Source organism: Nonomuraea longispora (assembly GCF_004348345.1).
In the GTDB taxonomy this organism is placed as follows: Bacteria; Actinomycetota; Actinomycetes; order Streptosporangiales; family Streptosporangiaceae; genus Nonomuraea; species Nonomuraea longispora.
Window position 1 is genome coordinate 1 of record NZ_SMJZ01000019.1, and the last position, 24,523, is coordinate 24,523.

Annotated in this window: 27 protein-coding genes; 10 read left to right on the forward strand and 17 right to left on the reverse strand. The window is 70.1% G+C overall.

What is annotated here, in order from left to right; translation table 11 throughout:
• The 5 genes from E1267_RS45525 to E1267_RS07835 all read right to left on the reverse strand — a co-directional run.
• The coding region (locus E1267_RS45525; RefSeq protein ID WP_220449376.1) for a hypothetical protein at nucleotides 1-201 on the reverse strand (201 nt) is incomplete at its 3' end.
• Entirely contained in the window at nucleotides 198-425 is a 228-nt protein-coding gene (locus E1267_RS07820) for a hypothetical protein (RefSeq protein ID WP_132331271.1), read from the reverse strand. The genes E1267_RS45525 and E1267_RS07820, both read right to left, overlap by 4 nt.
• A 45-nt stretch (nucleotides 426-470) precedes the next feature.
• The gene (locus E1267_RS07825; RefSeq protein WP_132331273.1) at nucleotides 471-881 is read right to left on the reverse strand and encodes a DUF2000 domain-containing protein; all 411 of its coding nucleotides are present in this window, start codon (nucleotides 879-881) and stop codon (nucleotides 471-473) included.
• Between the two features lie 53 nt (nucleotides 882-934).
• A complete protein-coding gene (locus E1267_RS07830; protein ID WP_132331275.1) occupies nucleotides 935-1,768 on the reverse strand; it encodes an SRPBCC family protein in 834 nt (277 codons plus the stop codon).
• A complete protein-coding gene (locus E1267_RS07835) occupies nucleotides 1,761-2,339 on the reverse strand; it encodes a helix-turn-helix domain-containing protein (RefSeq protein ID WP_132331277.1) in 579 nt (192 codons plus the stop codon). The genes E1267_RS07830 and E1267_RS07835 overlap by 8 nt, the downstream gene beginning before the upstream one ends.
• A 60-nt stretch (nucleotides 2,340-2,399) precedes the next feature.
• Here E1267_RS07835 and E1267_RS07840 point away from each other — a divergent pair, with 60 nt between their 5' ends.
• Entirely contained in the window at nucleotides 2,400-3,314 is a 915-nt protein-coding gene (locus E1267_RS07840; protein ID WP_132331278.1) for a helix-turn-helix transcriptional regulator, read from the forward strand.
• Between the two features lie 110 nt (nucleotides 3,315-3,424).
• Here E1267_RS07840 and E1267_RS07845 read toward each other — a convergent pair whose 3' ends face one another.
• Nucleotides 3,425-4,456, reverse strand: coding sequence for a GDP-mannose 4,6-dehydratase (locus tag E1267_RS07845; RefSeq protein WP_132331280.1), 1,032 nt, complete (start codon nucleotides 4,454-4,456; stop codon nucleotides 3,425-3,427).
• A gap of 248 nt (nucleotides 4,457-4,704) precedes the next feature.
• On the opposite strand from E1267_RS07845, the gene E1267_RS07850 reads away from it, so the two are divergent.
• The 4 genes from E1267_RS07850 to E1267_RS07865 all read left to right on the forward strand — a co-directional run bounded on the left by E1267_RS07850 (nucleotide 4,705) and on the right by E1267_RS07865 (nucleotide 8,897).
• Nucleotides 4,705-5,949, forward strand: coding sequence for a glycosyltransferase family 4 protein (locus E1267_RS07850; RefSeq protein WP_132331282.1), 1,245 nt, complete (start codon nucleotides 4,705-4,707; stop codon nucleotides 5,947-5,949).
• A gap of 31 nt (nucleotides 5,950-5,980) precedes the next feature.
• Nucleotides 5,981-6,691, forward strand: coding sequence for a class I SAM-dependent methyltransferase (locus E1267_RS07855; RefSeq protein ID WP_181957760.1), 711 nt, complete (start codon nucleotides 5,981-5,983; stop codon nucleotides 6,689-6,691).
• Nucleotides 6,688-7,770, forward strand: coding sequence for a glycoside hydrolase family 15 protein (locus tag E1267_RS07860; RefSeq protein WP_165959508.1), 1,083 nt, complete (start codon nucleotides 6,688-6,690; stop codon nucleotides 7,768-7,770). The genes E1267_RS07855 and E1267_RS07860 overlap by 4 nt, the downstream gene beginning before the upstream one ends.
• 131 nt (nucleotides 7,771-7,901) lie before the next feature.
• On the forward strand, nucleotides 7,902-8,897 hold the full coding sequence (locus E1267_RS07865) for a DUF1702 family protein (RefSeq protein WP_132331284.1): 996 nt from the start codon (nucleotides 7,902-7,904) through the stop codon (nucleotides 8,895-8,897).
• 271 nt (nucleotides 8,898-9,168) lie between these two features.
• On the opposite strand, the gene E1267_RS07870 is transcribed toward E1267_RS07865, so the two are convergent.
• Entirely contained in the window at nucleotides 9,169-9,798 is a 630-nt protein-coding gene (locus E1267_RS07870) for a class I SAM-dependent methyltransferase (RefSeq protein ID WP_132331385.1), read from the reverse strand.
• A gap of 86 nt (nucleotides 9,799-9,884) precedes the next feature.
• Here E1267_RS07870 and E1267_RS07875 point away from each other — a divergent pair, with 86 nt between their 5' ends.
• Genes E1267_RS07875 through E1267_RS07885 form a run of 3 tightly spaced genes read left to right on the forward strand, consistent with a single transcriptional unit; the run spans nucleotide 9,885 to nucleotide 11,673 of the window.
• Nucleotides 9,885-10,337 (forward strand): pyridoxamine 5'-phosphate oxidase family protein, encoded by a 453-nt coding sequence (locus E1267_RS07875; RefSeq protein WP_181957761.1) that lies wholly within the window; start codon nucleotides 9,885-9,887, stop codon nucleotides 10,335-10,337.
• The gene (locus tag E1267_RS07880) at nucleotides 10,334-10,525 is read left to right on the forward strand and encodes a ferredoxin (protein WP_132331286.1); all 192 of its coding nucleotides are present in this window, start codon (nucleotides 10,334-10,336) and stop codon (nucleotides 10,523-10,525) included. Before E1267_RS07875 ends, E1267_RS07880 begins: the two co-directional genes overlap by 4 nt.
• A gap of 59 nt (nucleotides 10,526-10,584) precedes the next feature.
• Nucleotides 10,585-11,673 carry a Zn-dependent alcohol dehydrogenase gene (locus tag E1267_RS07885; protein ID WP_132331288.1) on the forward strand — a complete coding sequence of 363 codons (1,089 nt, stop codon included), beginning with the start codon at nucleotides 10,585-10,587 and terminating at the stop codon, nucleotides 11,671-11,673.
• 125 nt (nucleotides 11,674-11,798) lie between these two features.
• Here the strand turns inward: E1267_RS07885 and E1267_RS07890 are convergent, their stop codons facing one another.
• The 8 genes from E1267_RS07890 to E1267_RS07925 all read right to left on the reverse strand — a co-directional run bounded on the left by E1267_RS07890 (nucleotide 11,799) and on the right by E1267_RS07925 (nucleotide 20,930).
• Complete coding sequence (locus E1267_RS07890) at nucleotides 11,799-12,800, reverse strand: sugar phosphate isomerase/epimerase family protein (RefSeq protein WP_132331290.1); 1,002 nt, start codon at nucleotides 12,798-12,800, stop codon at nucleotides 11,799-11,801.
• 3 nt (nucleotides 12,801-12,803) lie between these two features.
• Nucleotides 12,804-13,955, reverse strand: a complete 1,152-nt coding sequence (locus E1267_RS07895) for a Gfo/Idh/MocA family protein (RefSeq protein ID WP_132331292.1) — start codon at nucleotides 13,953-13,955, stop codon at nucleotides 12,804-12,806.
• A gap of 11 nt (nucleotides 13,956-13,966) precedes the next feature.
• On the reverse strand, nucleotides 13,967-15,013 hold the full coding sequence (locus E1267_RS07900) for an ABC transporter substrate-binding protein (RefSeq protein ID WP_132331294.1): 1,047 nt from the start codon (nucleotides 15,011-15,013) through the stop codon (nucleotides 13,967-13,969).
• Nucleotides 15,010-16,041 (reverse strand): ABC transporter permease, encoded by a 1,032-nt coding sequence (locus E1267_RS07905; protein WP_236667550.1) that lies wholly within the window; start codon nucleotides 16,039-16,041, stop codon nucleotides 15,010-15,012. The genes E1267_RS07900 and E1267_RS07905 overlap by 4 nt, the downstream gene beginning before the upstream one ends.
• Nucleotides 16,041-17,525 carry a sugar ABC transporter ATP-binding protein gene (locus E1267_RS07910; RefSeq protein WP_132331296.1) on the reverse strand — a complete coding sequence of 495 codons (1,485 nt, stop codon included), beginning with the start codon at nucleotides 17,523-17,525 and terminating at the stop codon, nucleotides 16,041-16,043. Before E1267_RS07910 ends, E1267_RS07905 begins: the two co-directional genes overlap by 1 nt.
• A gap of 38 nt (nucleotides 17,526-17,563) precedes the next feature.
• Nucleotides 17,564-18,721: an ROK family transcriptional regulator gene (locus E1267_RS07915; protein ID WP_132331298.1), complete on the reverse strand. Its 1,158-nt coding sequence runs from the start codon at nucleotides 18,719-18,721 to the stop codon at nucleotides 17,564-17,566.
• A gap of 195 nt (nucleotides 18,722-18,916) precedes the next feature.
• Entirely contained in the window at nucleotides 18,917-19,789 is an 873-nt protein-coding gene (locus E1267_RS07920; protein WP_132331300.1) for an SDR family NAD(P)-dependent oxidoreductase, read from the reverse strand.
• Nucleotides 19,790-19,871: 82 nt separating this feature from the next.
• Nucleotides 19,872-20,930 carry an MBL fold metallo-hydrolase gene (locus tag E1267_RS07925; protein WP_132331302.1) on the reverse strand — a complete coding sequence of 353 codons (1,059 nt, stop codon included), beginning with the start codon at nucleotides 20,928-20,930 and terminating at the stop codon, nucleotides 19,872-19,874.
• Between the two features lie 55 nt (nucleotides 20,931-20,985).
• Between E1267_RS07925 and E1267_RS07930 the strand changes: the two genes are divergently transcribed.
• Nucleotides 20,986-21,831, forward strand: a complete 846-nt coding sequence (locus E1267_RS07930) for a glutathione S-transferase family protein (protein ID WP_132331304.1) — start codon at nucleotides 20,986-20,988, stop codon at nucleotides 21,829-21,831.
• Here E1267_RS07930 and E1267_RS07935 read toward each other — a convergent pair.
• Together E1267_RS07935 and E1267_RS07940 are read right to left on the reverse strand one after the other, a co-directional pair.
• Nucleotides 21,779-23,062, reverse strand: a complete 1,284-nt coding sequence (locus E1267_RS07935; RefSeq protein ID WP_132331306.1) for an MFS transporter — start codon at nucleotides 23,060-23,062, stop codon at nucleotides 21,779-21,781. The two genes, E1267_RS07930 and E1267_RS07935, sit on opposite strands and share 53 nt — an antisense overlap.
• Nucleotides 23,059-23,625 (reverse strand): winged helix-turn-helix domain-containing protein, encoded by a 567-nt coding sequence (locus tag E1267_RS07940; RefSeq protein WP_138199345.1) that lies wholly within the window; start codon nucleotides 23,623-23,625, stop codon nucleotides 23,059-23,061. The genes E1267_RS07935 and E1267_RS07940 overlap by 4 nt, the downstream gene beginning before the upstream one ends.
• Nucleotides 23,626-23,698: 73 nt before the next feature.
• On the opposite strand from E1267_RS07940, the gene E1267_RS07945 reads away from it, so the two are divergent.
• A complete protein-coding gene (locus E1267_RS07945; protein ID WP_132331309.1) occupies nucleotides 23,699-24,343 on the forward strand; it encodes a B3/B4 domain-containing protein in 645 nt (214 codons plus the stop codon).
• The last annotated feature ends 180 nt before the right edge of the window (nucleotides 24,344-24,523 follow it).

Below are 24,523 nucleotides of genomic sequence, written 5' to 3' on the forward strand. Positions count from 1 at the left end.
CCGCCAGACCGGCCCGGCCCGCCGGCTGCGCTCGAACTTCATCAACGGCATCAAGGAACTCCCGGTCACCATCGGCTGACGACCCCCCGCATTTCCCGCCAGGACTCCCACCGACACGCCGCATTCGATCAAGGCGTTGGCGACGACGTGCAATAGGTCGGCGACCTGGCTCGGCACCACGACCCGCCGGACGGCGATCACCCGCCAGCCCCGTCTCCGGAGCTCGTCGCGGCGGTCAGCTCGCGCCGCTGGTCGGAGGGCGACGTGTGGTGGCCCTGACCGTCGTACTCGACCGCGACCTCGTACTGCTCCCATCCCAGGTCGCGGTAGGCGGACCGGCCGTCGCCGGGCTCCGCGATCGGCCAGGCCGAGGGTGTCTCGCAGGCGCCAGGAGTTGAGCGGCCTGCGCCACGACGCCGACCCACGTTCTGTGGACAACCTCCGGACGTCGTTCCGGTTCGTACGGAAGGTCAGGGGTGCAGAGAGAGCCCCTTGAGGACCTTGTCGACGCCGTTCTTCGGCCCGTGCACGGCCACCCCGACCAACGCCAGATCTCCCGCCTCCACAGCCCGTACGGCCGCCCGGTTGTCGGCGTCGTGTCCCGTCTTGAACATCTCCTCGATGTAGACGGCCACGTCCATCCCCCGCCCCACCGCCCTCTCGCGAACAGCGCGCAGCTCCGCCAGGTCCGCCGCGTACACGAGCACGGGTTGCCGGATCATCGGGAGGTACGCGTTCCCCGACCCGTCCTCGTACGGCTCCCCCATGGTCTCCGGCACCCCGCCCGCGACCGCGCCGGACAGGAAGGCGGTGACGTTGAGCTTCTGCCATGCGGCCAGATCCGCGCGCACCACAATGCCGATCTTGGTATCGAATCGCATGGCTCAAGTCTCGGCGTCACCGCCCGGCCAGGTCTTGAACGCTCGTGCGCGCCCTACGGCAGGAACATCGGCTGCCAGTCCGGCACCTCGTGGTAGCGCCGCAGCTCCGCGAGCCCCGACAGGAAGCCGCCCCACGCCGCGTACGGGGGCCGCGCCTCGTCGAAGCCGCTCTGCATCAACGTCAGCCGCGTCCTGCCGCCGGACCCCTCCAGCTCCCACGTACCGATCCCCGCGTCGCCCCAGTCCACGGAGAGCTTGCGTCCGGGCTCCAGCTCGATCACCTTGGCCGGGTCGGGATTGTCGGCCAGCCCGCCCATGGCGAAGCGCCCGCCGACGTACGGCTCGATCTCGATGGGGTAGCCGAACCACCGCGTCACCGCCTCCGAGTCGGTCAGCGAGTCGAACACGTCGGACGGCGAGGCGCCGATCGTGAGCCGGGCCCGCATCTCCGTGGTCGTGAAGTCGATCCTCGGCGTGAGTTCGCGCCCTTCGAGGTGCTCTGCCAGGTTGGCCAGCGCGCAGCACCAGAACGTCTGCAGCACGCCCCGGATGCTCTTACCCGTGATCACGTCCTGGAAGTCGAAGTGCGTCTGGGACACCGCCACGATGGTCGCGTCGCCGTCCTCCTCCAGCGTGAACTCGGTGGTGGTCTCCTCGCCGTCGAGCAGCCACGCGAACCGCAGCGTGCGCTCGTCGGCATGCAGCGGCCGCTGGTGCGGCGCGTCGCCTTCGGGGATGCTGCGCCCCCAGAACGCGAACGTGCCGGGCAGTGCCACCTCGGCGTGCTCGGCCAGCCAGACGCGCAACGCGGCGGGGTCGGTGAGCGCGTGCCTGACGGTCTTCAGCGGCGCCTGGACACGGACGCGGATGATCATGGGCTCAGTCATTGTCTAGCTCCTCTTCAGGGCGATCCGTTGTCTTGGGGTAGCAGGCGACGGCGATCTTGAAGGCGTCGCCTTCCGCGCCGCCGTACCTGGTGAACAGGTCCTGCAGCATGGTCTGCAGCTCGGTCATGAACTGGTGCCGGTTCTCCGGGCGCACGTGAATCTCCCCGGACAGGCCGAGCGACGGCAGCTCCGGCGCGGCTCTGTCGAGCGCCGCGATGTCGGCCTGCACCTCCTCCATGAGGTCGAGCAGGTAGCCGAGGCTCAGTTCGTCGCGTGCCTTGCGCAGCCCGATCCGGCCCACCAGGCGGGGCGACAGCCAGTACGACCGGGCGCCCGCCTGGTAGATGCCCTCGCTGATCCCGCGGACCTTGCGTTCGGCCACGAGGTCGACGAGGCCGGCGTCGACCAGCCGCTTGACGTGGTAGTAGACCCGCTGCGGCGTCTGGCCGAGCCGTTCGGCGACCTGCGAGCAGGTGCGCGGCTCGGCCAGCTGCCGCAGCACCTCCACGCGCTGCGGCTTGAGCAGCGCCTCGGCCTGCTCGATCTCTTCGAGATACAGAATGTCTCTCATCGCAAAAACTATCCTTTACGTAAAAATCATTCTTGTCAATGGGGATGGGAAGATGAGCTCATGGCGCAGGATTGGTCGCGCTACTGGCGCTCGCCGGACCACCCGATCGAGGCGATGCACGCCCACTTCGAACGGCACGTCTACCACCGGCACAGCCACGAGACCTACTCTTTCGGGGTCACCGAGACGGGCGCGCAGTCGTTCACCTGCCGGGGCTCCGCCCACACCAGCGCGGCGGGCATGATCATGGCCTTCAACCCCGAGGACCCCCACGACGGCCACGCCACCGACGCGCTCGGGTTCACCTACCGGATCGTCCACATCGGCCCCGACCTGGTCTCCGGCACCCTGGCGGACGTGACGGGCCGCCGCACCGGCCTTCCCCTCTTCACCGAGCCCGTGTTCGACGACCCGCGCCTGGCGGGCGCGCTGCGCGCCCTGCACACCGCTCTCCTGTCCGGTGCGCCGTCACTGCGCCGCGACGAGCTGCTCACGACGACGATCACCCAGCTCGTACGCCGCGCCGCCACCCGCCCCGTCCACCCGGAGGCGGGCAGGCCGGCGCGGGTGGCGCGACAGGCACGGCAGGTGCTCCACGACCGCCCGCTGGACGACCTGACCATCGACGACCTGGCCCGCGCCACCGGCGCCAGCCGCTACACGGTCTACCGTGCCTTCCACGCCGAATACGGCCTGCCGCCCAGCGACTACCAGCGCCAGCTACGGCTCAGGGCGGCCCGCGCGCTGATCGCCGACGGCGTCCCCATCAGCGAGGCCGCCACCACGACGGGCTTCGCCGACCAGAGCCACCTGACCCGCTGGTTCACCCGCTACTTCGGCCTGACCCCAGGCGCCTACCGCCAAGCCCTCCGCCCCGGACCGGACCTCGCCCGGCCGGATCAGCCTGGCGCCCTTGGGCAGGAAGTGACCACGCCGACGGTGCCCGTGCGCGCCGTAACGGCGGCGCGCCACTGACCGGTCAGCGGCCGTTCCCCTGGACAGAGGCGAGCCGACGACGGCGGCTGGCGGGCCTTGGCGGTGCCGTAAAAGCCGAAGCCCGGTTCGTCGAGTCAGATGAGGACAACCTACGGCCAGGAAGAATCCTGATCGGGGTCGCCGCCGTCGGTGAGGAGGCGGAGGTCTGATTCGACCATCATCGCGACGAGCTCGTCGAAGGACACCCTCGGCTCCCATCCCAGCTGCGCCCGCGCCTTCTTGGGGTCGGCGCAGAGCAGGTCGACCTCGGCCGGCCGGTGCAGCGCCCGGTCGGTCACGACGTGCCGTTCCCAGTCGAGCCCCGCCGCCGTGAACGCCGCCTCCACCAGCTCCCTGACCGACTTCATCCGCCCGGTCCCGATCACGTAGTCCTCGGGGCTGCCGGCCTGCAGCATGAGGTGCATCGCCTTGACGTAGTCGCCCGCGAACCCCCAGTCGCGCCGGGCCTCCAGGTTGCCCAGGCGCAGCTGGGCGGTCAGCCCGAGTTTGATCCTGGCCACCCCGAGCGTCACCTTCCTGGTGACGAACTCGGCTCCGCGTCGCGGCGACTCGTGGTTGAACAGGATCCCGGACACCGCGAACATCCCGTACGACTCGCGGTAGTTCTGGGTGAGGAAGTGTCCGTACGCCTTCGCGACCCCGTACGGCGAGCGCGGGTGGAAGGCGGTGCTCTCGGTCTGCGGGGTTTCGCTGACCTGGCCGAACATTTCGGACGACGAAGCCTGATAAAAGCGAATCTGTCCGGAGGAGCCGGCACTCCCGCTGCTCCTCGATACGCCCGAGCACACGCGGATCGCCTCAAGCATCCGCAGGACGCCCATCCCGGTCACCTCGGCCGTGAGCTCGGCCTGCTCCCACGACATGGGCACGAACGAGATCGCGCCCAGGTTGTAGACCTCGTCGGGCTGAACCCGTTCCACCGCGGAGATCAGCGACCCCTGGTCCAGCAGGTCGCCCCGCACCACGTGCACGTCGGCGAGCAGCTTGCGCATCCGGGACACCCGCGGGTTCGCCTGCCCCCTTGCCAGCCCCCAGACCTCGTAGCCCTGTTCCAGCAGATGCTCCGCCAAGTAGGAACCATCCTGGCCGGTGATGCCGGTGATCAGAGCGCGCCTGGCCAAGGGTCCTCCAACGATCGCGTCCCGCGTCCCTTTGGGACGGAAATGTACAGCTAAGCGCCCCAATAGGGCATCAAGCCACCTAGAACGCGTTCCACCGAACCACGCTCGGTCACCGCGACTTCGCAGTTCGCACGGCCTGTGAGAGCCACTGTGAACAATTCTCGCCAACCTACCGGATGGTAGCCTTCTCGCACTAAGGTCATCTTTACGGTACACGCCCGTCTTCGGGCCTCACCGGCGAGAAAGGGGTGTCCGTGCGGGAGCGAACGCTGCGGATCGCGCTGCTGTCCTACCGCAGCAAACCCACCTGCGGTGGCCAGGGCGTTTACCTCCGCCATCTGAGCCGTGAGCTCGTCGCACTCGGGCACCACGTCGAGGTGTTCTCCGGCCAGCCGTACCCCGAGCTCGACGACGGCGTCATCCTGCGCGAGGTGCCCAGCCTCGACCTCTACCGCGACGAGGACCCTTTCCGAACGCCCAAGCTGCGCGAATACCGCGACTGGATCGACTGGCTAGAGGTCGGCACCATGTGGACCGCCGGGTTTCCCGAGCCGCTGACGTTCACCATGCGGGCCTACCGCGAGCTGAAGAAGCGGGTCGGCGACTTCGACGTCGTGCAGGACAACCAGACCCTCGGGTACGGCCTGCTGGGCATCCAGAAGTTGTTCCCCGTGGTCGGCACCATCCACCACCCGATCAGCGTCGACCGCCGCATCGAACTGGAGGCCGCCCGGGGCACGAAGAAGCTGACCATGCGCCGGTGGTACGCCTTCGTCAAGATGCAGGCCCGCGTCGCTCCCCGGCTCAGCCCGATCCTGACCGTCAGCGAGTCGTCGCTGGCCGACATCCACCGCGACTTCAACGTCCCCCAGGCCAACATGCGCCTGATCCCCCTCGGCGTCGACACCCGCTATTTCCACCCCCGCCCCGGCATGCCCAGGCGCAAAGGGTCCATCGTGGCGGTGGCCAGCGCGGACTCGCCGATGAAAGGCGTCGCCACGCTGCTCAGGGCCGTCGCGAAGCTGGCCACCGAGCGCGACGTCAACCTCACCGTCGTCAGCAGGCCCACCCCCGGCGGCCCCACCGAGCAGCTCGTCCAGGAGCTGTCGCTGCAGGACCGCGTACGCTTCGTGCACGGCATCTCCGACGACGAGCTGGGTGAGCTCATCGCCACCTCCGAGATCTCCGTCGTGCCCTCGCTCTACGAGGGCTTCTCGCTGCCCGCCGTCGAGCACATGGCCTGCGGCACGCCCCTGGTGGCCAGCCGTACGGGCGCGCTGCCCGAGGTCGTGGGCGACGCCGCCGTACAGGTGCCGCCGGGCGACGCCGAGGAGCTGGCCGCGGTGCTGCGCCGCCTGCACGACTCCCCCGAGTACCGCGAACGCGTCGGCCGAGCCGGATACGACCGCGTCATGGAGCGCTACACCTGGCACGTCGTGGCCAAGCGGACCGTCGAGGCCTACCGAGAGGCCATCGCGGCCCGCGAGAGCTGACCCCGAACTCGATCACGAGGAGAAGCGACCAGTGCTCACCGTGGACTTCGCCCGGCTTCCCGTCGGCCCCGGCGTACGCGTGCTCGACCTGGGCTGCGGCGGCGGCAGGCACGCCTTCGAGGTGCTCCGCCGGGGAGCGGACGTAACCGCGTTCGACATGGACCAGGCGGAGCTCGACAGCGTGGCGGCCATGTTCGCGGCCATGGACAAGGCGGGCGAGGTGCCCGAGGGCGCCACCGGGGAAACCGTCCGGGGCACGGCGCTCGACATGCCGTTCGAGGACGGCGTCTTCGACCGGGTCATCGCCGCCGAGGTGCTGGAGCACATCCCCGACGACATGGCGGCCATGCGGGAGATCTTCCGCGTGCTGCGACCCGGCGGCACGGCCGCGGTGACCGTGCCGAGCTTCCTGCCCGAGCGCATCTGCTGGGCGCTGGACGAGGACTATCACACGGCGCCCGGCGGCCACGTGCGCATCTACACGCTGGCGGAGCTGTCGGCCAAGCTGAAATCCACCGGGTTCGTGATCGGCCCCCACCACCACGCCCACGGCCTGCACGCGCCCTACTGGTGGATCAAGTGCGCGGTCGGCGTCGACAACGACGACCATCCGCTCGCCAAGGCCTACCACGAGCTGCTGGTCTGGGACATCATGAAACGCCCCGCCGCCACCAGGATCGCCGAAGCCCTGCTCAACCCGGTCATCGGCAAGAGCGTGGTCCTCTACGTCCGGAAGCCATGATCTCCCACGCGGAGGTCGTGCGTACGGCCGAGAGCATCGCGGCCATGCAGCAGGACGACGGCGGCGTGCCGTGGCCGGAAGGTCACGTCGACGCGTGGAACCACATCGAGTGCCTGATGGCGATGTCCGTCGCCGGGCTGGCCGAGCCGGTACGCCGCGGCTACGCCTGGCTGGCCCGCCACCAGCGCGCCGACGGCTCATGGCCGATGAAGCTGGTCGGCGGCGAGCCCACCGAGCTGGGCGGCGAGACCAACCACGCCGCCTACGTCGCCGCCGGCGTCTGGCACCACCATCTCGTCACCGGGGACCGGCGTTTCACCGAGGAGAGCTGGCCCATGGTCAAGGCCGCGCTCGACTACGTGGCGGGGCTGCAGACCGAGCGGGGCGAGATCGTCTGGGAGCGCGACGCGCAGGGCAAGCCGTCGGCGTACGCGCTGCTCACCGGGTGTTCCTCCATCCACCAGGGGCTGCGCTGCGGCGTGCTGCTGGCCGACCGGCTGGGCGACCCGCAGCCCCACTGGGAGCTGGCAGCCGACCGGCTGGCGCACGTGCTGGCGGCGCATCCCGAGGCGTTCGCCGACAAGAGCCGCTTCTCGATGGACTGGTACTACCCCGTGCTGGGCGGCGCGGTGCGCGGGCGGCAGGCGTACGAGCTGCTGGAGCGCGAGTGGGCGACGTTCGTGGTGCCGGGGCTCGGCATCCGCTGCGTGTCCGACCAGCCGTGGGTGACGGGGGCGGAGACGTGCGAGCTGGTGCTGGCGCTCGACGCCCTGGGCGACCGGGAGCGGGCGGCGGCGTTGTTCGCCGACGTGCAACACCTGCGCCACGAGGACGGCTCGTACTGGACGGGGTGGCAGTACGCCAACCGCAGGCACTTCCCGCACGAGCGGTCCGGGTACACCGCGGCGGCGGTCGTCCTCGCGGCCGACGCGCTGATGGGGCTCTCGCCGGGATCCGGACTGTTCCGTGACATCGCCGGAACATCCGTGTTCGACCCGGACGTCTGCGGATGCGCAGCCGGTACGGGACGCCGCCTGCCTCCCCCGGTGCCGGAGGGACGTTCGGGCGAAGGCGTCTGACCTGGTACTTCGCCGGTCCACAAGGGCTTTTGCGGGTTCTTTGCCGGGGAAATCCGGTGCGCCGCCGGTGAAAGGCGCAATGAGGTAACTAGCTTCTTCAGTGGCCGGTACGAGACGTCTTCGGGGGAAGCGTGGGCGACACGGGCACAACAACGTTCTTGGATCAGGTCAGGACCGAGCCGACACTTTCCCAGGCGCGGGGATGGCGGCGGTTCCTGGCCAAGGATCCGCAGGAGTCCGATCTGGGCCGGCGAAGGTTCCGGCTCAGAGATGGAGCTTCTCCGACAGAGTTCACCGATGCCGAAAAGTCGTATGTCTTCGGCTTCAACGCGGTGATGTCGCGAGAAGTCGAGAAGGTTGAGGAAGTCGCGGCCGAGCTGCGGCCCTTCGGCTACGAAGGGGCCGCCGCCGCCTGCACCGTACTCGACCTTCTCACGCTGACCCGGGGCCGGCGCCTTCACGAGCTACTGGCCGGCCCCGCCCAGCACCACCGCCACGCCGCCTACCTCGGTGCCGGCCGCGGGTACGCGCTCCTGCGGCTGCGCCCCGTACGCGGCGCCCGGCGCGCGCACCCGCTGCTGCGCTGGCTGGCCGTCGACGGGTTCGGGTTCCAGTGGAGCCTGGCGAGGGCCGACCGGATGGTGGGCGACCGCACGATGCCCGATGTGCTCACCAGGGCTCACGGCGCCGTGTTCGACCAAGGGCTGGGACGGCTGCTGTGGTACCACGACGGCGCCTCGGCCGGCGACCTCGCCGCCAGGATCGCCCGGTTCCCGGCGGGACGGCGGGCCGACCTGTGGAGCGGCGTCGGGTTCGCCGCCACGTACACGGGCGGCGCCGAGAACGACGAGTTGTGGTGGCTGACCGAGCACGCGGGCGCCGACGGGTTCCGGGCACACCTGGCGCAGGGATGCGCGTTCGCCGTGGCCGCGCGGCTGCGCTCGGGCCTGCTGCCCGGCCACGCCGCCCAGGCCGTGGCGATCCTGGCCGGCACCGACCCGGAGGAGGCGGCCTCGTGGACCGACCGGGCGCTCATCGCGCTCGGGCACGAAGCACGCACGCACGAGGACTACCGCGGCTGGCAGGCGCGGACCCGCCGTTCCTGGACCCGCCGCCAGCGCACCTGACCTGCGGCGCGAGCTCCGGCCTGCCGGACCGACCACCGGCACGCCAACCGGCCTGTCCGGGCTGACCACTTCGCGATCTACGGTTTCTCGGCCGTCGCCGTCGCCGAGGCGTTCTTCCCTGGCGCGAGCCCGGTGGCGAGCCTTCTGTCGGTCTTCGCCGTGTACGGTGTCGCGCTCGTGGCCCGGCCGCGCTGGCGGTGGCGCTCACGACGCCCGAGACGCGCGTCGGCGAAGGCACCGGCGCCGGCGCGCCGGACGCACGATCGCGCGTCTAGATGCCCTGGCCGACGCGCTCCAGCACGCGGAGCGAGCCGTGCACCGCCACCTCGGCGAACGCGCCCGACTCCAGCGCGCGCCGGTAGACGCGGTAAGGGCCCTGCCCGCCGTCGGCCGGGTCAGGGTGGACGTCGTGGAACGCCAGCGCGCCGCCCTCCATGACGTGCGGCGCCCAGCCCTCGTAGTCGAGGGTCACCGGCTCGTCGGAGTGGCCGCCGTCGATGAACACCATGCCGAGCGGGGTGTTCCAGAGCGCGGCGACCCGCTCGGACCTGCCGACGACCGCGATCACGTCCTCCTCAAGGCCAGCCGCCGCGATCGTGGCCCTGAACACCGGCAACGAGTCCATCTTCCCGAACCGGGGGTCGACCAGCGCCGGGTCGTGGTGTGCCCAGCCGGGCTGGATCTCCTCGGAGCCGCGGTGGTGGTCGACGGTGACGACCACGGACCCGGCCTGCCTGGCCGCCGCGCCGAGGTAGATCGCCGACTTGCCGCAGTAGGTGCCGATCTCGCAGATGGGGCCGAGCGGGCCGTAGCGCAGGGCCGTCTCGAAGAGGGCGCTCCCTTCCTCGGGCGGCATGAATCCTTTGGCGCGCTCAGCCGCGTGGAGCAGCTCCGACGGCATGGTCATAGACATGCACCCTAGCCGAACCGAACAACATTCCGTCGGGCTCTTGCCCGGTACTTCTGTAACCTGTTCTACTTGGCTTCGTGAATCAGCGCGTTCGCATCGCGATGTCCGACGACGACGTCACCTCCTTCCTCGATGCCGCACGCAAGCTGCAGCTGGCCACCGTCAACAGGGACGGCACGCCGCATCTGGTGACGATGTTCTACGGGCTCTCCGAGGGACGCATCGCCTTCTGGACCTACGCCAAGTCGCAGAAGGCCCGCAACCTCGCCCGCGACCCCCGGGTGACCTGCCTCGTGGAGACCGGCGACGCCTACGACGAGCTGCGCGGCGTCCTGGTCTACGGCAGGGCCGGGCGGCTCGACGACCGCGACCGCGTCATGGACGTCGGCATGATGGTCGCCCGCAGGACGACGCCCGGCGTGCCGGACGAGCTGCTGCGCCCGTACGTCGAGAAAACCGGGCTCAAACGGGTTGCGTACGTCGTCGAGCGCACCAAAGTGGTCTCATGGGACCACAGGAGGCTCGTATGAAAGTGACCGTTGACGAGCTGGTCTGCGAGGCCAACGCCGTGTGCATGGGGCTCGCCCCCGACGTCTTCGAGGTGGACGACGACGACCAGCTGCACATCCTGCTGCCCGAACCACCGCCCGAGATGCGGGACCGCGTCCGCCACGCGGTCAGGTCCTGCCCCAAGGCCGCCCTTTCGCTGGAGGAGTAGCCCGACGGGGTTCACCGCCCGCAAGCACCCCCACCCGTCCCACCGAGGAGGAGCTCCACATGCGCGCCGCGATCCTGCACGCCGTAGGCAACGACAAGCTCGACATCCGCGACGACGTCACCCTGGCCCCCGTGGGGCCGTCGGACGTACGCGTGCGCATCAGGGCGACGGGCGTCTGCCACTCGGACCTGTCGGCCATGAGCGGCGTGCTCCCGCAGCCCGTGCCGCTCGTCCCCGGCCACGAGGGCGCGGGCGAGGTCGTCGAGGTGGGCGAGCACGTCACGTCCGTCAAGCCGGGCGACCACGTCGTCATCAGCTGGCGCCCGGCCTGCCAGGAGTGCGACCTGTGCGTGGGCGGCCAGCCGTACCTGTGCATGAAGTACGTCATCGAGTCCTTCAGCAAGGGCAACTTCCGGCTCGGCGGCGACGAGGCGACGGTGTTCGGGATGGCGGGGTGCGGCACCTGGGCGGAAGAGGTCATCGTGCCGTGGCAGGGCGCCATCAAGATCGACGAAGACGTCTCGTGGGAGGCGGCGGCCCTGATCGGCTGCGGCATCACGACCGGCGTCGGCGCCGCGATCAACACCGCCAAGGTCCGCCCCGGCTCCACGGCCGCGGTTGTCGGCTGCGGCGGCGTGGGCCTGTCGGTCATCCAGGGCGCCCGCCTGTCCGGCGCGCGCACGATCCTCGCGGTCGACCCTCTGGAGTCCAAGCACGAGCTGGCCAGGAAGGTCGGGGCCACGCACGCGGTGACGCCCGAGCAGGTTCCCGAGGCGGTCGGCGAGCTCACCGGGGGCGCGGGCTTCGACTACGGGTTCGAGGTCGTCGGCAAGGCGGCCACGATCCAGAGCGCCTGGCAGGTCACGCGGGCGGGCGGCGACGTCGTCGTGGTCGGGGCGGGCGCGGCCGACGACATGGTCTCGATCTCGGCGTTCAGCCTGCTGTTCGAGGGCAAGAACCTGCTGTCCAGCCTGTACGGCGAGGCGGACGTACGCCACGACTTCCCCTATTTCGCCAAGCTCCACAAGGCCGGCAAGCTCGACCTGGAATCCATGATCAGCTCACGCATCCGCCTGGCGGACCTGAACGACGCGGTCGCGGCCCTGCGCGGCGGCGAGGTCCTGCGCCAGATCGTCATCATGGACTGACGAACCCGCCTGTGGTCCGTTACCCGGTGAACGGTGGAGGCGTTCCGGTGGAGGCGGGACGAGCTCCGCGTCCAGCGGCAAGCGCGGCGCGCCGGCCGAGACCGGTGGCGCGCCGCGCGGAGGGGCTACTCGGTGGAGAAGGCGGCGTCGAAGGCCGTGGCGGGCGGGGTGATGGAGTTCAGCGTGCGGATATAGCTCAGCGCCTCCTTGGCCCCGTCGAGCCGGTCCATGCCGGCGTCCTCCCACTCGATCGAGATCGGGCCGTCGTAGCCGATGGAGTTGAGCGCGCGGAAGCAGTCCTCCCACGGCACGTCGCCCCGGCCCGTGGAGACGAAGTCCCAGCCACGCCGCATGTCGGCCCACGGCAGGTGCGAGGACATGCGGCCCTTGCGGCCGTCGCCGACGCGCATACGCGTGTCCTTGCAGTCGACGTGGTAGATGCGGTCCTTGAAGTCGAGGATGAACGCCACCGGGTCGAGGTCCTGCCACACCATGTGCGACGGGTCCCAGTTGAGCCCGAACGCCGGCCGGTGGCCGATGGCCTCCAGCGTGCGCTGGGTCGTGTAGTAGTCGTAGGCGATCTCGCTCGGGTGGATCTCGTGCGCGAAACGTACGCCGACCTCGTCGAAGACGTCGAGGATGGGGTTCCAGCGGTCGGCGAAGTCCTGGTAGCCGGCCTCCACCATCGACGCCGGCGTCGGCGGGAACATGGCGACGGTGTGCCAGATCGACGAGCCGGTGAAGCCGACCACCGTGTTCACGCCGAGCAGCGCGGCGGCGCGCGCGGTGTTCTTCATGTCCTCGGCGGCGGCCTGACGCACCGACTCGGGGTCGCCCTCGCCCCAGATGCGGGCGGGCAGGATGGCCCTGTGGCGCTCGTCGATGAGGTCGCAGACGGCCTGGCCGACCAGGTGGTTGGAGATCGTCCAGACCTTCAGGCCGTGCTTGTCGAGCTGGGCGCGTTTCTGCTCGACGTACGACGGGTCGGCCACGGCCTGGGCGACGTCGAAGTGATCGCCGGAGCAGGCGATCTCCAGACCGTCGTAACCCCACTCCGCCGCCAGCCGGCACACCTCCTCGAACGGCAGGTCGGCCCACTGCCCGGTGAACAGCGTGACGGGTCGCATGAGTCAGTCCTCCACGTTCGTGTAGCGGCTGCCCTCAGCCGCGCTCTGCTCGACCGCCGCCAGCACCCGCTGCACCCGCAGCCCGTCGGCGAACGACGGCGTGGGGTCGGCTCCGGTGGCGATCGCCTCCAGGAAGTCCTTGACCTCGTGGGTGAAGGTGTGCTCGTAGCCGAGCCCGTGCCCGGGCGGCCACCAGGCGCCCACGTAGGGGTGGTCGGGCTCGGTGACGAGGATGCGCTCGAAACCGCCTCCGCCCGCGCTGAACCACAACTCGTTCATGGCCTCGAAGTCGAAGGCGAGGCTGCCGTGCGAGCCGTTGATCTCGATGCGCATGGCGTTCTTGCGCCCGGTGGCGAAGCGGGTGGCCTCGAACGAGGCCACCGCGCCGCCGGAGAGCCGGCCGATGAACAGGGCGGCGTCGTCGACGGTGACCTGCCCCGTGGCGGAGGTTCCTGTTGCGCCGAGCCCGGCCGACTCGGCGGCCAGCGGCCGCTCCTTGATGAACGTCTCCGTCAGCGCGGACACGCCCACCACGTTCTGCCCGGTGATGAACTGGGCGGCGTCGATGATGTGGGAGCCGATGTCGCCGAGCGCGCCGGCCCCCGCCTTGTCCTTCTGCAACCGCCAGACCAGCGGGAACTCCGGGTCGACGATCCAGTCCTGCAGGTATTGAGCCCGCACGTGCCTGATCTCGCCGAGCCTGCCCTCCTCGACGTAGCGGCGGGCGAGCGCGACAGCGGGCACCCGCCGGTAGTTGAAGGCCACCATGCTCTTGCCCGGCGCGGCCTCGGCGGCTCGCACCATGGCCTCGGCCTCGGCGACGGTGTTGGCCAGCGGCTTCTCGCAGAGCACGTGCTTGCCGGCCTCCAGCGCGGCCAGGGCGATCTCGGCGTGCGAGTCGCCCGGCGTGCAGATGTCGACGATCTGCACGTCGTCGCGCTTGACCAGCTCTCTCCAGTCCGTCTCGACGGCGTCCCAGCCGAGCTGCGCGGCGGCCGCCTCGGTGCGCTCCTTCGACCTGCCCGCGAGCACCGCCATGCGCGGCGCCAGCGGCAGGTCGAAGAAGGCCCCCACACTCCGCCAGGCCTGCGAGTGGACGCGACCCATGAAGGCGTAGCCGACCATGCCCACGCCGATGGTGGTTCTGTCTGACATGCAACCCCCGATCAGGATTCGAAGCCGAGCGACATGTAGTTCTCGACGTTCTCCTTGGTGATGGTCTCGGACGCGAGTGTGATGGACTGCGGCACCTGGTTCTCCACCAGGTCACTCATGCCCTTACCCTGTGCTATCAGACGCGCCAGTTTGATCGCCGACGAGGCCATCGTCGGGCTGTAGGTGACGGTGGCCTTCAGCACCGAGGTGTTCGACTGGATCTCCTTCATCGCGTTCAGCGAGCCCGCCCCGCCGACCATGATGAACTCGTCCCTGTTGGCCTCCTTGATGGCGGCGAGCACGCCGACGCCCTGGTCGTCGTCGTGGTTCCACAGCGCGTCGATCTTCTTGTGCGCCTGCAGCAGCGACGTGGCCACCTCGTTGCCGGTCTCCACGGTGAACTGCGCGTCCTGCTTGGCGGTGACGCTGAACCCGTACGTCTTGAGCGCGTCGGCGAAGCCCTTGGTGCGGTCCTGGGTCAGCGGCAGCGTGGCGATGCCCTGGATCTCGACGATCACCGGGTCCGACACGCCCTTGTCCTTGAGCTGCTTGCCGATGAAGTGCCCGGCCGCCACGCCCATGCCGTAGTTGTCGCCGCCGACCCACGTGCGGTAGGCCAGCTTGTCGGGGAAGACGCGGTCGAGGTTGACGACGGGGATGCCCGCCTCGGTGGCCTGCAGCGCGACCTGGTTGAGCTGCTGGCCGTCGTTCGGCAGGATCACCAGCACGTTCACCTTGGCCGCGATGAGCGACTCGACCGCGGAGATCTGCTGGTTGATGTCGTTCGTCGGCTCGACCGGCTTGAACTCGACGTCGGAATACTGCTTCGCGGTGGCCTCGGCGTTCTTGGCGATGGCCGCGATCCACCCGTGGTCGGCGGCCGGCGCCGAGAACCCGATCACCACCTTCTGGCCCGGCTCGTCGTTGCCGCTCGCCGCGGGGGCGGGCACGGCGGCCGCGCTGGAGGGCGCGGCCTCGGGCTCGTTGCTGGTGCAGCCCGCCGCTAAGAGCGCGGCTCCGCCGACGAGGAATCCCCTGCGCGCGACTTTGTCACTCATGGTGCTCTCTCCTTCAGATTCCGCCGCTGGAGAAGGACGGCGGCGACGATGATCAGGCCCTTCGCGATCAGCTGGTCGCTGGTGTTGAGGCCGTTGAGAATGAACAGGTTGGTGATGAGCGTGAAGATCAGCAGGCCCAGGATCGAGCCCATGATCGTGCCCCGGCCCCCGGTGAGCAGCGTGCCGCCGATGATCACTGCGGCGATGGCGTCCAGTTCGTACAGGTCTCCGTGGGTGGACGAGCCCGTCGTCGTACGGGCCATGATGAGGATGGCGGCGATGCCGCAGCACAGCCCCGACAGGGCGTAGAGCAGCATCGTGTGCCTGCGCACGTCGATGCCGGCGAGCCTGGCCGCCTCGGGGTTGCCCCCGACCGCGTAGGTGCGCCGCCCGAACGTCGTGCGGTTGAGCACGACCCAGCCGAGCACCACGACGAGCGCGAAGATGTAGACCAGCAGCGGGATGCCCAGCACGCGGGTGGTCGACAACTCCACCACGGCGGTGTTGTCGGCGTCGATGATCTGCGTCTTGCGGTCGGACATGCGCTGCGCCAGCCCGCGGGCGGCGACGAGCATGGCCAGCGTGGCGATGAACGGCACGAGCCGCCCGTAGGCGATGAGCAGCCCGTTGACCAGCCCCGCCCCGGTGCCGACGAGCATCGCGCAGATCGCCATGGTCACCGGCCCGTACGACTGCGTGGCCACCGTCGTCGCCCAGACCGAGGCCAGCGCCATGACCGCGCCCACCGACAGGTCGATGCCGCCACCGATGATCACGAACGTGGCCCCGACCGTGATCACGCCGATCGTGGCCGCCAGGGACAGGATGCTGACCAGGTTGGAGGCGGTGGCGAAGTTCTCCGGCCTGGTGACCAGGCCGACGACGACCAGCAGCGCCAGCGCGCCGAGCAGGCCGAGATGCCGCATCTCCCCGACGCCGCCCAGCGATCCCAGACCGGGGATGCCCCGGCGCGACGGCCCGCCGCCTCCCGCGGCCGAGAGCGTCTGCGCTTTCGTGGGCTCGCTCATCACGCCGCCCTCCCATTCATGATCATGTCGAGTACGCCGTGCTCGTCCAGCCCGGCGGCGTCGCCCTCGTGGATGACGGTCCCCTCGCGCAGCACCAGCACCCGATCGGCCAGGCCGAGCACCTCGGGGACCTCGCTGGAGACCAGCAGCACGCCGATGCCCTCCTCTGCCAGGTTGCGGATCACCGCGTACAGTTCGGCCCTGGCGCCCACGTCCACGCCTCTGGTGGGCTCGTCCAGCAGGAGCAGCTTGCGGCTGCCGAGCAGCCACCGGGCGAGCACGGCCTTCTGCTGGTTGCCGCCCGAAAGAGTCCGGATCGGGCGTTCGGGGTCGGGTGGCCGGATGTCGAGCATCTCCGCCAGCCTCTTGGCCTCCTCGCGCTCGTGTTTGCGGTCGAGCCAGCCGAACCGGGCGAACCCCGGCAGGCTGCCGAGGGTGATGTTCGCGGTGACGCTCTGGTCGAGGAGCAGGGCCTGGGCCTTGCGCTCCTCGGGCGCCAGGCCCATGCCGTGCCGTACGGTGCCGACGACGCTGCGGCGTACCTCCTGCCCGTCGAGTACCACCCGGCCGGTGGCGGGGCGCGCGCCGTACACGGCTTCGAGGATCTCCGACCGCCCTGAACCGACGAGTCCGGCCAGCCCGACGATCTCGCCCGCCCGTACGGTGAACGAGACGTCGGAGAAGACGCCCGGCGAGCTCAGGCCTTCGACCCTGAGCACCTCATCACCCGGCGCCCTGTCCGCCTTGGCGGGGAAGACGTATTCGACGTTCCTGCCGGTCATGAGGGAGACGATCTGGCTGGTGGGGGTGTCGCGGGCGGACAGTCCGACGGCCACCGTACGCCCGTCCTTCAGCACGGTGACCCGGTCGCCGATCTCGCGGATCTCCTCCAGCCGGTGGGAGATGTAGACCACGGCCACGCCCTGGGCGGTGAGCTCGCGGATGATGCGGAAGAGGTTGGCGACCTCGTCGTGGGCGAGGGCCGCCGACGGCTCGTCCATGATGATGAGGCGGGCGTCGTGGGAGAGCGCGCGGGCCATCGAGACGACCTGCTTGGCCGCCGGCGAGAGCCGGCCGACCTCGGCCGACGGGCTGATCTCGCCGTGGCCGAGCCGTTCGAGCACCTCGCGGGCCGCGCGCCGGGCGGCCGCCCTGTTGACGAAGCCGAAGCGGGCGTGCTCGTGGCCGAGGAAGATGTTCTCGGCCACACTGAGCCCGTCGACCAGGTCGAGCTCCTGGTAGATGGTGGCGAAGCCGAGCCTGATGGCGTCGATCGGGCTGCCCGGCCGCACCTCGGCGTCGTTGAACGCGATCGTGCCCGCGTCGGGCTGGTGCACCCCGGCCAGCACCTTGATCAAGGTGGACTTGCCGGCGCCGTTCTGGCCGAGCAGGCAGTGCACCTCGCCCGCCCGTACGTCCAGGTCGACCCCGTCCAGCGCGCGCACGCCTGGGAACTGTTTGACGATGCCCTTCATGACCAGCATCGGAGATCCCTTTCAGCGTTCTCGTGGGGGCGTACTGCTCAGGCGTTGACTATGCGGTTGATGTTGTCGGGTGACAGGTAGTGTTCGATGGCGAGCATCCCGGCGCCGAGCACCGCCGCGTTGATACCGGTACGGCTGGGGGTGATCGACAGGTGGTGCGTGGCCAGCGGGAGCGATCTGCGGTAGACCGTCTCCCTGATCCCTGCGAGCAGGTGCTCGTGCACGCGAGACAACGCGCCGCCGATGACGATGACCTCGGGGTTGAAGAAGTTGACCAGGCTGGCCAGCACCTCGCCGATGAGCCGGCCCGCCTCTCTGACCAGCCGCAGCGCCTGCGTGTTGCCGGCCTGCACCAGTGCCACGACGTCGGCCCCGGTCTCGGCGGCGAGGCCGAGCTCGGTCAGTCGCCTGGCGATGGCGGCGCCGCCGGCCACGGCCTCCAGGCAGGCGCTGTTGCCGCACCGGCAGCCGGCGTCCTCGTGGCCGCTGACCCTGATGTGGCCGATGTCGCCCGCGGAACCCTGCGCGCCCCTGTGCAGCCGGCCCTGGGCCACGATGCCGCAGCCGATGCCGGTGCCGACCTTGACGAACAGCAGGTGGCCGGCGTCGGCGAAGGAGTTGCGGTGCTCGCCGAGCGCCATCACGTTGACGTCGTTGTCGACCAGCACCTCCACCCCGTCGAAGTAGTCGGGGACGGGGTAGTCGTTCCAGCCGGGCATGATCGGCGGGTTGTTCGGGCGGCCGGTGGCGAACTCGACGGGTCCCGGAACCCCGATGCCGATGGCGCGCAGAGCGGACCTGGGCCGTCCCGCGGTGCCGAGCAGCCGGTCGAGCCGCTGGTCGACGTGGGCGAGCACCTTCTCGGGACCCTCGCCGATCAGCATCGAGTCCTCGCACTCCGCGAGCACGTTGCCGGAGATGTCCATCAGCGCGACCCGGCAGTGCGTGGCGCCGAGGTCGACGCCGGCGAAGGCGTGGTCCTCGGTGTGCAGGCGCAGTTGCCGCGGCGGTCTTCCGCCGGTGGACTCGCCGTTCTCGGTCTCCTCCACCAGGCCGCGCTCGATCAGGGCGTCGACCCGCTGCGAGATCGTGGATCTGGCCAGGCCGGTGAGCCGCGCGAGGTCGGAACGGGTGGTCGCCGATCCGGCGCTGATCAGCGTCAGCACGTCGCCGGCGGAGCCCGGCTGGGGGGTCATGTGGCGACAATAAGATCACTGATGCGGCAAATCAAGAGTATGGATCGCCCAAACCCCCGTAACTTCCGCCGAAGATCGAACAAAGCCTGCCCTTTGGCCCTCACTCCCGACATTTAGGCATTCGTCTGATGACCCCGGAACGACGAGACCGGCCCCCGCCGCAGGCGAGGACCGGCTCGGAAGCGCCGCGCGCGGCTAGAGCATGGCCTTCATCGAATCACTCGCGGTGAGCACGTACGGCTGCTCGGCCATGATCGCGTCCCAGTTGCCGGCGATCGCCTCCGGCGTGAGGTCGTCCGTCTTCCAGCCCGGCCCCTCGGCCACGAACACCCGCGCCACCCGGCCGCCGCCGACGCTGAACACCTCGCCGCTGACCTCGCACGAGTCGTGCACGAGACACGCCACCAGCGCGCTCACCCGCTCCGGCGTGAACTTGGCCTCGAACTCGGCGGGCAGCAGCGCCTCGGTCATCCTGGTCCACGCGATGGGAGCGATGGCGTTGGCCTTGATGCCGTTGCGCGCGCCCTCGATGCCCAGGGTCTTGGTCAGGCCGACCAGGCCCATCTTCGCGGTCGAGTAGTTGGCCTGGCCGAAGTTGCCGAACAGGCCGGCCGGGCTGGAGGTGTTGACGATGCGTCCGTAGCCGGCCGCCTTCATCAGCGGGTAGGCGGCGTGGCTGACCAGGAAGGAGCCGCGTACGTGCACGGCGAGCACCCCGTCGAAGTCCTCGACCGTCATCTTGCCGAGCGACTTGTCGCGCAGGATGCCCGCGTTGTTGACGACGATGTCGACCTTGCCGAACGCGTCGACCGCGCTCTGCACGATGGCCCTGGCGCCCTCGGGCGTGGCGACGTTGTCGGTGCTGGCGACGGCCTGGCCGCCGTTCTTCGTGATGAGCTCGGCCACCTCCGCGGCGGGCCCGGTGGAGGCGCCGGTGCCGTCGAGCGCGCCGCCGAGGTCGTTGACCACGACCTTGGCCCCGCGCTCGGCCAGCAGCAGCGCGTGCGACCTGCCGAGGCCGTGCCCCGCCCCCGTGATGATCGCGACCCTGTCATCGAACCGAAGCATCGAACCTCCCAGGCAGGAGAACAACATTCTAGTACGAGTACGATAACCCGCCCCAGGTCCCCGCGCCCGCAAGCGCCGGTCGTCAGGCCGGGAACCACAAATCCGGCTCGCCCGCCACCCGGCGCACCCGTCCCCTGGCCTCCAGCCACGCCAGGTGCGCGAGCGTCTCGTTGTTGGCCGCGCGCCGCATGAACGGCGGAATGGTCTCCCACGGCCGCGACCAGGTCAGCCGGGTGGCGAGGTCCCAGCAGGCGGCCCCGTCGAGCGCGGCCACCGCCCGCTCGATCTCGGCCAGCCGCTCGTCGTGGTGCGCCATCACACTGTCGACCCGCTCGGCCAGCTCCAGGAACCGGTATTCGTGCGCGGGCAGCACCTCCTCGACGTCCAGCTTGCGTACGGCGGCCAGCGAGTCGAGATAGTCGGCGAGCGGGTTGGGACCGGACTGCGGGTGCACGGCCACCATCGGCGTGATCTTGGCCAGCACGTGGTCGCCGGAGAACAACACCCCGCGCGCGGGCGAGACGAAGCACAGGTGGCCGGGCGAGTGGCCGGGCGTCCAGACGGCCCGCAGGTCCCAGCCGGGCAGCCCGAGCTCGTCGCCGTCCTCCACCAGCCGGTCGGGCCTGGCCATGGTGACCATGTGCCGGATCATCATCGAGGCCCCGGCCAGCTCGTCCAGCGTCAGCGCGGGCACCCCGCAGCGGCGCAGCAGTTCGCGCTCCCGCTCCACCAGGGAGTCGATGGCCGCGTCGTCGTAACGCTCGCGGACCAGCCGCGCGTCGGCCGGGTGCAGCGCGATCCACGCGCCCGACATCTCCCGCACACGCCCGGCCAGCCCGTAGTGGTCGGGGTGGATGTGCGTGACGAGCACACCCTTGACGTCGGTGATCGCGTAGCCGGCCACGGCCAGTCCGGCGACCAGCGCGTCGTACGCCTCGTCGGTGTTCCACCCGGCGTCGACGATCGCCACCCCGCCGGGCAGCTCCAGGACGTAGACCAGCACGTACCGCAGGGGGTTGACCGGAATCGGCACCGGCACCGACCACAGTCCCGGACGCACCCGTTCGACCTCGGGGATCGCCCCGCCGGCCCACGCGTCCCGCTGTGCCACATTGGCAGGGGTCACCACGAATTTCGTCATGGCCCCGATTGTGCCCGAACGAAGTTCGGCTTTCGAAGCATGTTCTACTAGGACCATGAAGCCGAGCCGCGAGCTCTCCGACACTGGCCGCTTCGTCCGGCAGCCCAACCGTTTCACCGACCGGCTGGGCCCGCCCGAGCCGGGACGCTACCGGCTCTACGCCTCCTACGCCTGCCCGTGGGCGCAGCGCGTGCTGATCGTACGGTCGCTCCTCGGGCTGCAGGACCTGCTGGACGTCACGATCGTCGATCCCATCCGCGACGAGAAGGGCTGGCGCGTCCCCGGCGGCGACCCGGAATATCTCTCGGAGCTCTATCTCGCGACCGATCCCGGCTACACGGGCCGCTACACCGTCCCCTGCATCTGGGACGCCAAGGACCGGCGCATCGTCACCAACGACTTCCCCCGGATCACCCTCGACCTGGAGACGTCATGGGGCACCTCTCCGGACCTCTACCCGGAGCGCCTGCGCCCGGACGTCGACATCATGAACGACCGCCTCTACCACGGCCTCAACAACGCGGTGTACGAAGCCGGCTTCGCCCGCGACCAGCAGGCGTACGAGGAGGCGGTGACTTGCGTCTTCACCACCCTCGACTTCCTGGAGGTGCGCCTCGCGGGATCGGAGTTCCTCTTCGACACGCTGACCGACAGCGACGTGCGCCTCTACACCACCCTCGCCAGGTTCGACACCGTCTACCACACGCACTTCAAGTGCTCCCTCAGGCGGCTGATCGACTATCCGGCGCTGTGGGCGTACGCGCGCAGGTTGTACGGCATCCCGGCCTTCCGCGAAACCACCGACTTCGACCAGATCAAGCGTCATTACTTCATCACCCAGACCGACCTCAACCCGAGCCGGATCGTGCCAGTCGGGCCTGAGCTCGACTGGAGCCCGTAGGCGCGGGCATCCTGACGAACAGCAGCGCCGAGGCCAGCGTCACGACGGCCACGACGGCCCAGGCGGCGGCGAGGCCCGCCTGCGCGGCCAGGGCACCGAGCGTGAGATTGGCCAGGGTCCCGCCGGACTGCAGGGCGATGGAGCTCGTCGAGGCGACCGTGGTGCGCTCGGCGGCGGTGACGGCCCTGTGGGTCAGCTCCAGGCAGAGCGTGCCCGTCAGCGAGATGCCGACGAACAGCACGACGTAGGCCAGCCCCGCGCTCAGCGTTCCCGGCAGGCCCTCCAGGCCGGCCGTCGCGGCCAGCGCTCCCACGGAGAGCGCGGCCAGCACCGTCCCGGCCACCGCTCCCCCCGCCGACCCGCCGGCCAGCCGGGCCACGCGCGGCACGAGCGCGTTGCCCATCGCGCTGCCCGCGAAGCCGAGCGCCGCGACCACCGCGTACGTCATGCCGCCCCCCTCCGCCGTGCCAGCCAGCTCGGCGAGCCGGCCCGGGGTGAGCAGCTCGATGGTCATCAGCACCGCGCCCGTGGCCGCCGCGACCATCGCCAGCCTGCGCAGCAGGGGGCGGCCCGCGACCAGCCGCACGCCGCCCGCCACCGTGGCCGGCACCTCGCGCAGCACGCCCGGCAGCGTGCGGCGTCGGTGGGCCGGCTCGGGCAGCGCGAACACCACCACGAACAGCAGCAGCGCCGCCGCGACCGCACCCACCAGCGACGGCGCCGCGAGGGGCAGGATCAGCGAGGGCGGCACCAGAAGCGGCAGGCCGCCGCCCGCCAGCACGCCGGCGCACAGGGCCGCGGACTCCATCGCGCCGCCCCTGGCCAGGCCGGGCTTGAGGTCGGCGTCGCGGCCCTCGACGCCGTGCAGCGTGTCGACGTACCAGGAGGTGGCGGGGCCGCTGGACAGTGCCCTGGCCACGCCTTTCAGCACGCCGGCCGCCATGAACATCCACAACGTCGTGGACACGCTCATCAGAACCAGAGCCGCGACGGTGAACGCCGCCGAGGCCGCCAGCACCACCCGCCGCCCCAGGACGTCCGCCAGCCCGCCGGTGGGCAGTTCGAGGCTCACGGTGACGATCGAGAACACCGTCGTCGCCAGCCCGATCTGCGCCAGCCCGAGGCCTCTCTCTGTCATCAGCAACACCTGGGCGGCCATCGCGAGCCCGATCGGCAGCCAGGTCAGGAAGCTGACGAGCATGTAGCGCCGTAACGCCGACCGCGCGGTCACGGCTCCGACCTCCGCTCCCTGGGGAAGCCCCCCACCCAGATCCGCACCTGCTCGGCGTCGGTTGCGCCGGCGTGGCGCACGGTCAGCTCGCGCAGCAGCTCCTCGGTACGCGCCATGAACTCGGCCAGCCCGGCCGGCGGCAGCTCGGCGATGTGGTCGCTCAGGCCCGCGGTCTCCACCCACTCCGGAGGCCACTCGGACTCGTCGAACTCCTGGACGAACCGCCCGAGCACCTCGGCCTGCCACAACCGCATGACTCTGACCGCCTCGCGCCCCTCGGGAGTGCCGGACATCTCCCGGCTGTTCCACGAGGTGTAGCGGTGCCGGGAACGCCAGCGCCGCTCGCGCCCGTCGCGCTGCTCGGGGTCCTCCTCGATGAAGCCGTACTTGGCCAGCTCGCGCAGGTGGTAGCTGGTGGAGCCGGAGCTCTCGCCCAGTTTGCGGCCGAGCTCGCTGGCGGTGGACGGCCCGTCGGCGCGGAGCAGGCCGAGCAGGCGGGCCCGCAGCGGGTGGCTCACGGCCTTGAGCACCCGCGGATCGTTGATCTTGTATTTCTCCTCCACACGTCCACCGTAGGCCGCAAAGGGAATTTTGCAAAGTAAATTCTGCGATTTCCCGGGATCGTAAACTGTGGAGATGCTTGACGACATCCAGGTGGACGACGCGGTCCTCGCGCTGCGGCCCGACTTCGCGGTCCTCGTCATGACCGCCCACGACCTGCGTAACGGCCCCACCGACGAGCGCTCACGCGCCTGGCTCGCCGAAGCCTCGGCCGCGCCCGTCCAGACGGAGAAGATCGACGCCTGGAAGGACGCCTACCGCGCGTTCGGGGCCAAACCGCAGCGCACCAGGCCCTCGGTCGACGCCCTCACCCGCCGGATGCCGCTGCCGGAGATCAACCAGGTCGTCGACGCGTACAACTCGATCAGCGTGAAACACGCACTGCCCATCGGCGGAGAAGACCTCGACCACTACTCCGGGCCGGCGCGGCTGGTCAGGGCGAGCGGCGAGGAGGCGTCCGAGGAGGCGCTCGGCACACCCGACCCCGGCGAGGTGATCTGGCGCGACGACATCGGCGTGACCTGCCGCAGGTGGAACTGGCGCCAGGTGGTGCGCACCCGGCTCACCGAGGAGACCACCAACGCCATCTTCCTGCTCGAACGCCTGGAGCCCATGTCGCTGGTGGAGCTCAAGCAGGCGGGTGAGGAACTCGCCGATCTGCTGTCCGAGTTGTCCCCTCAGGTGCGGATCACCAGCAGAGTGATCTCCAGAGGGAAGTAAACCTCCAGGCAGGGTGTTGATATCAAATAGTGATAAATGCGCGACCCCCGGGTTGACTAGGGGGTAGCGACGTGACCGCGCCGTCCTGAGAGGATCGTGCGTGGCGGCACGACCACCTGGGCGCGCGCTGCCGGTCCGGGCGAGTAGCCTTGGAAAGGTTCTCTAACATCAACGCCGATC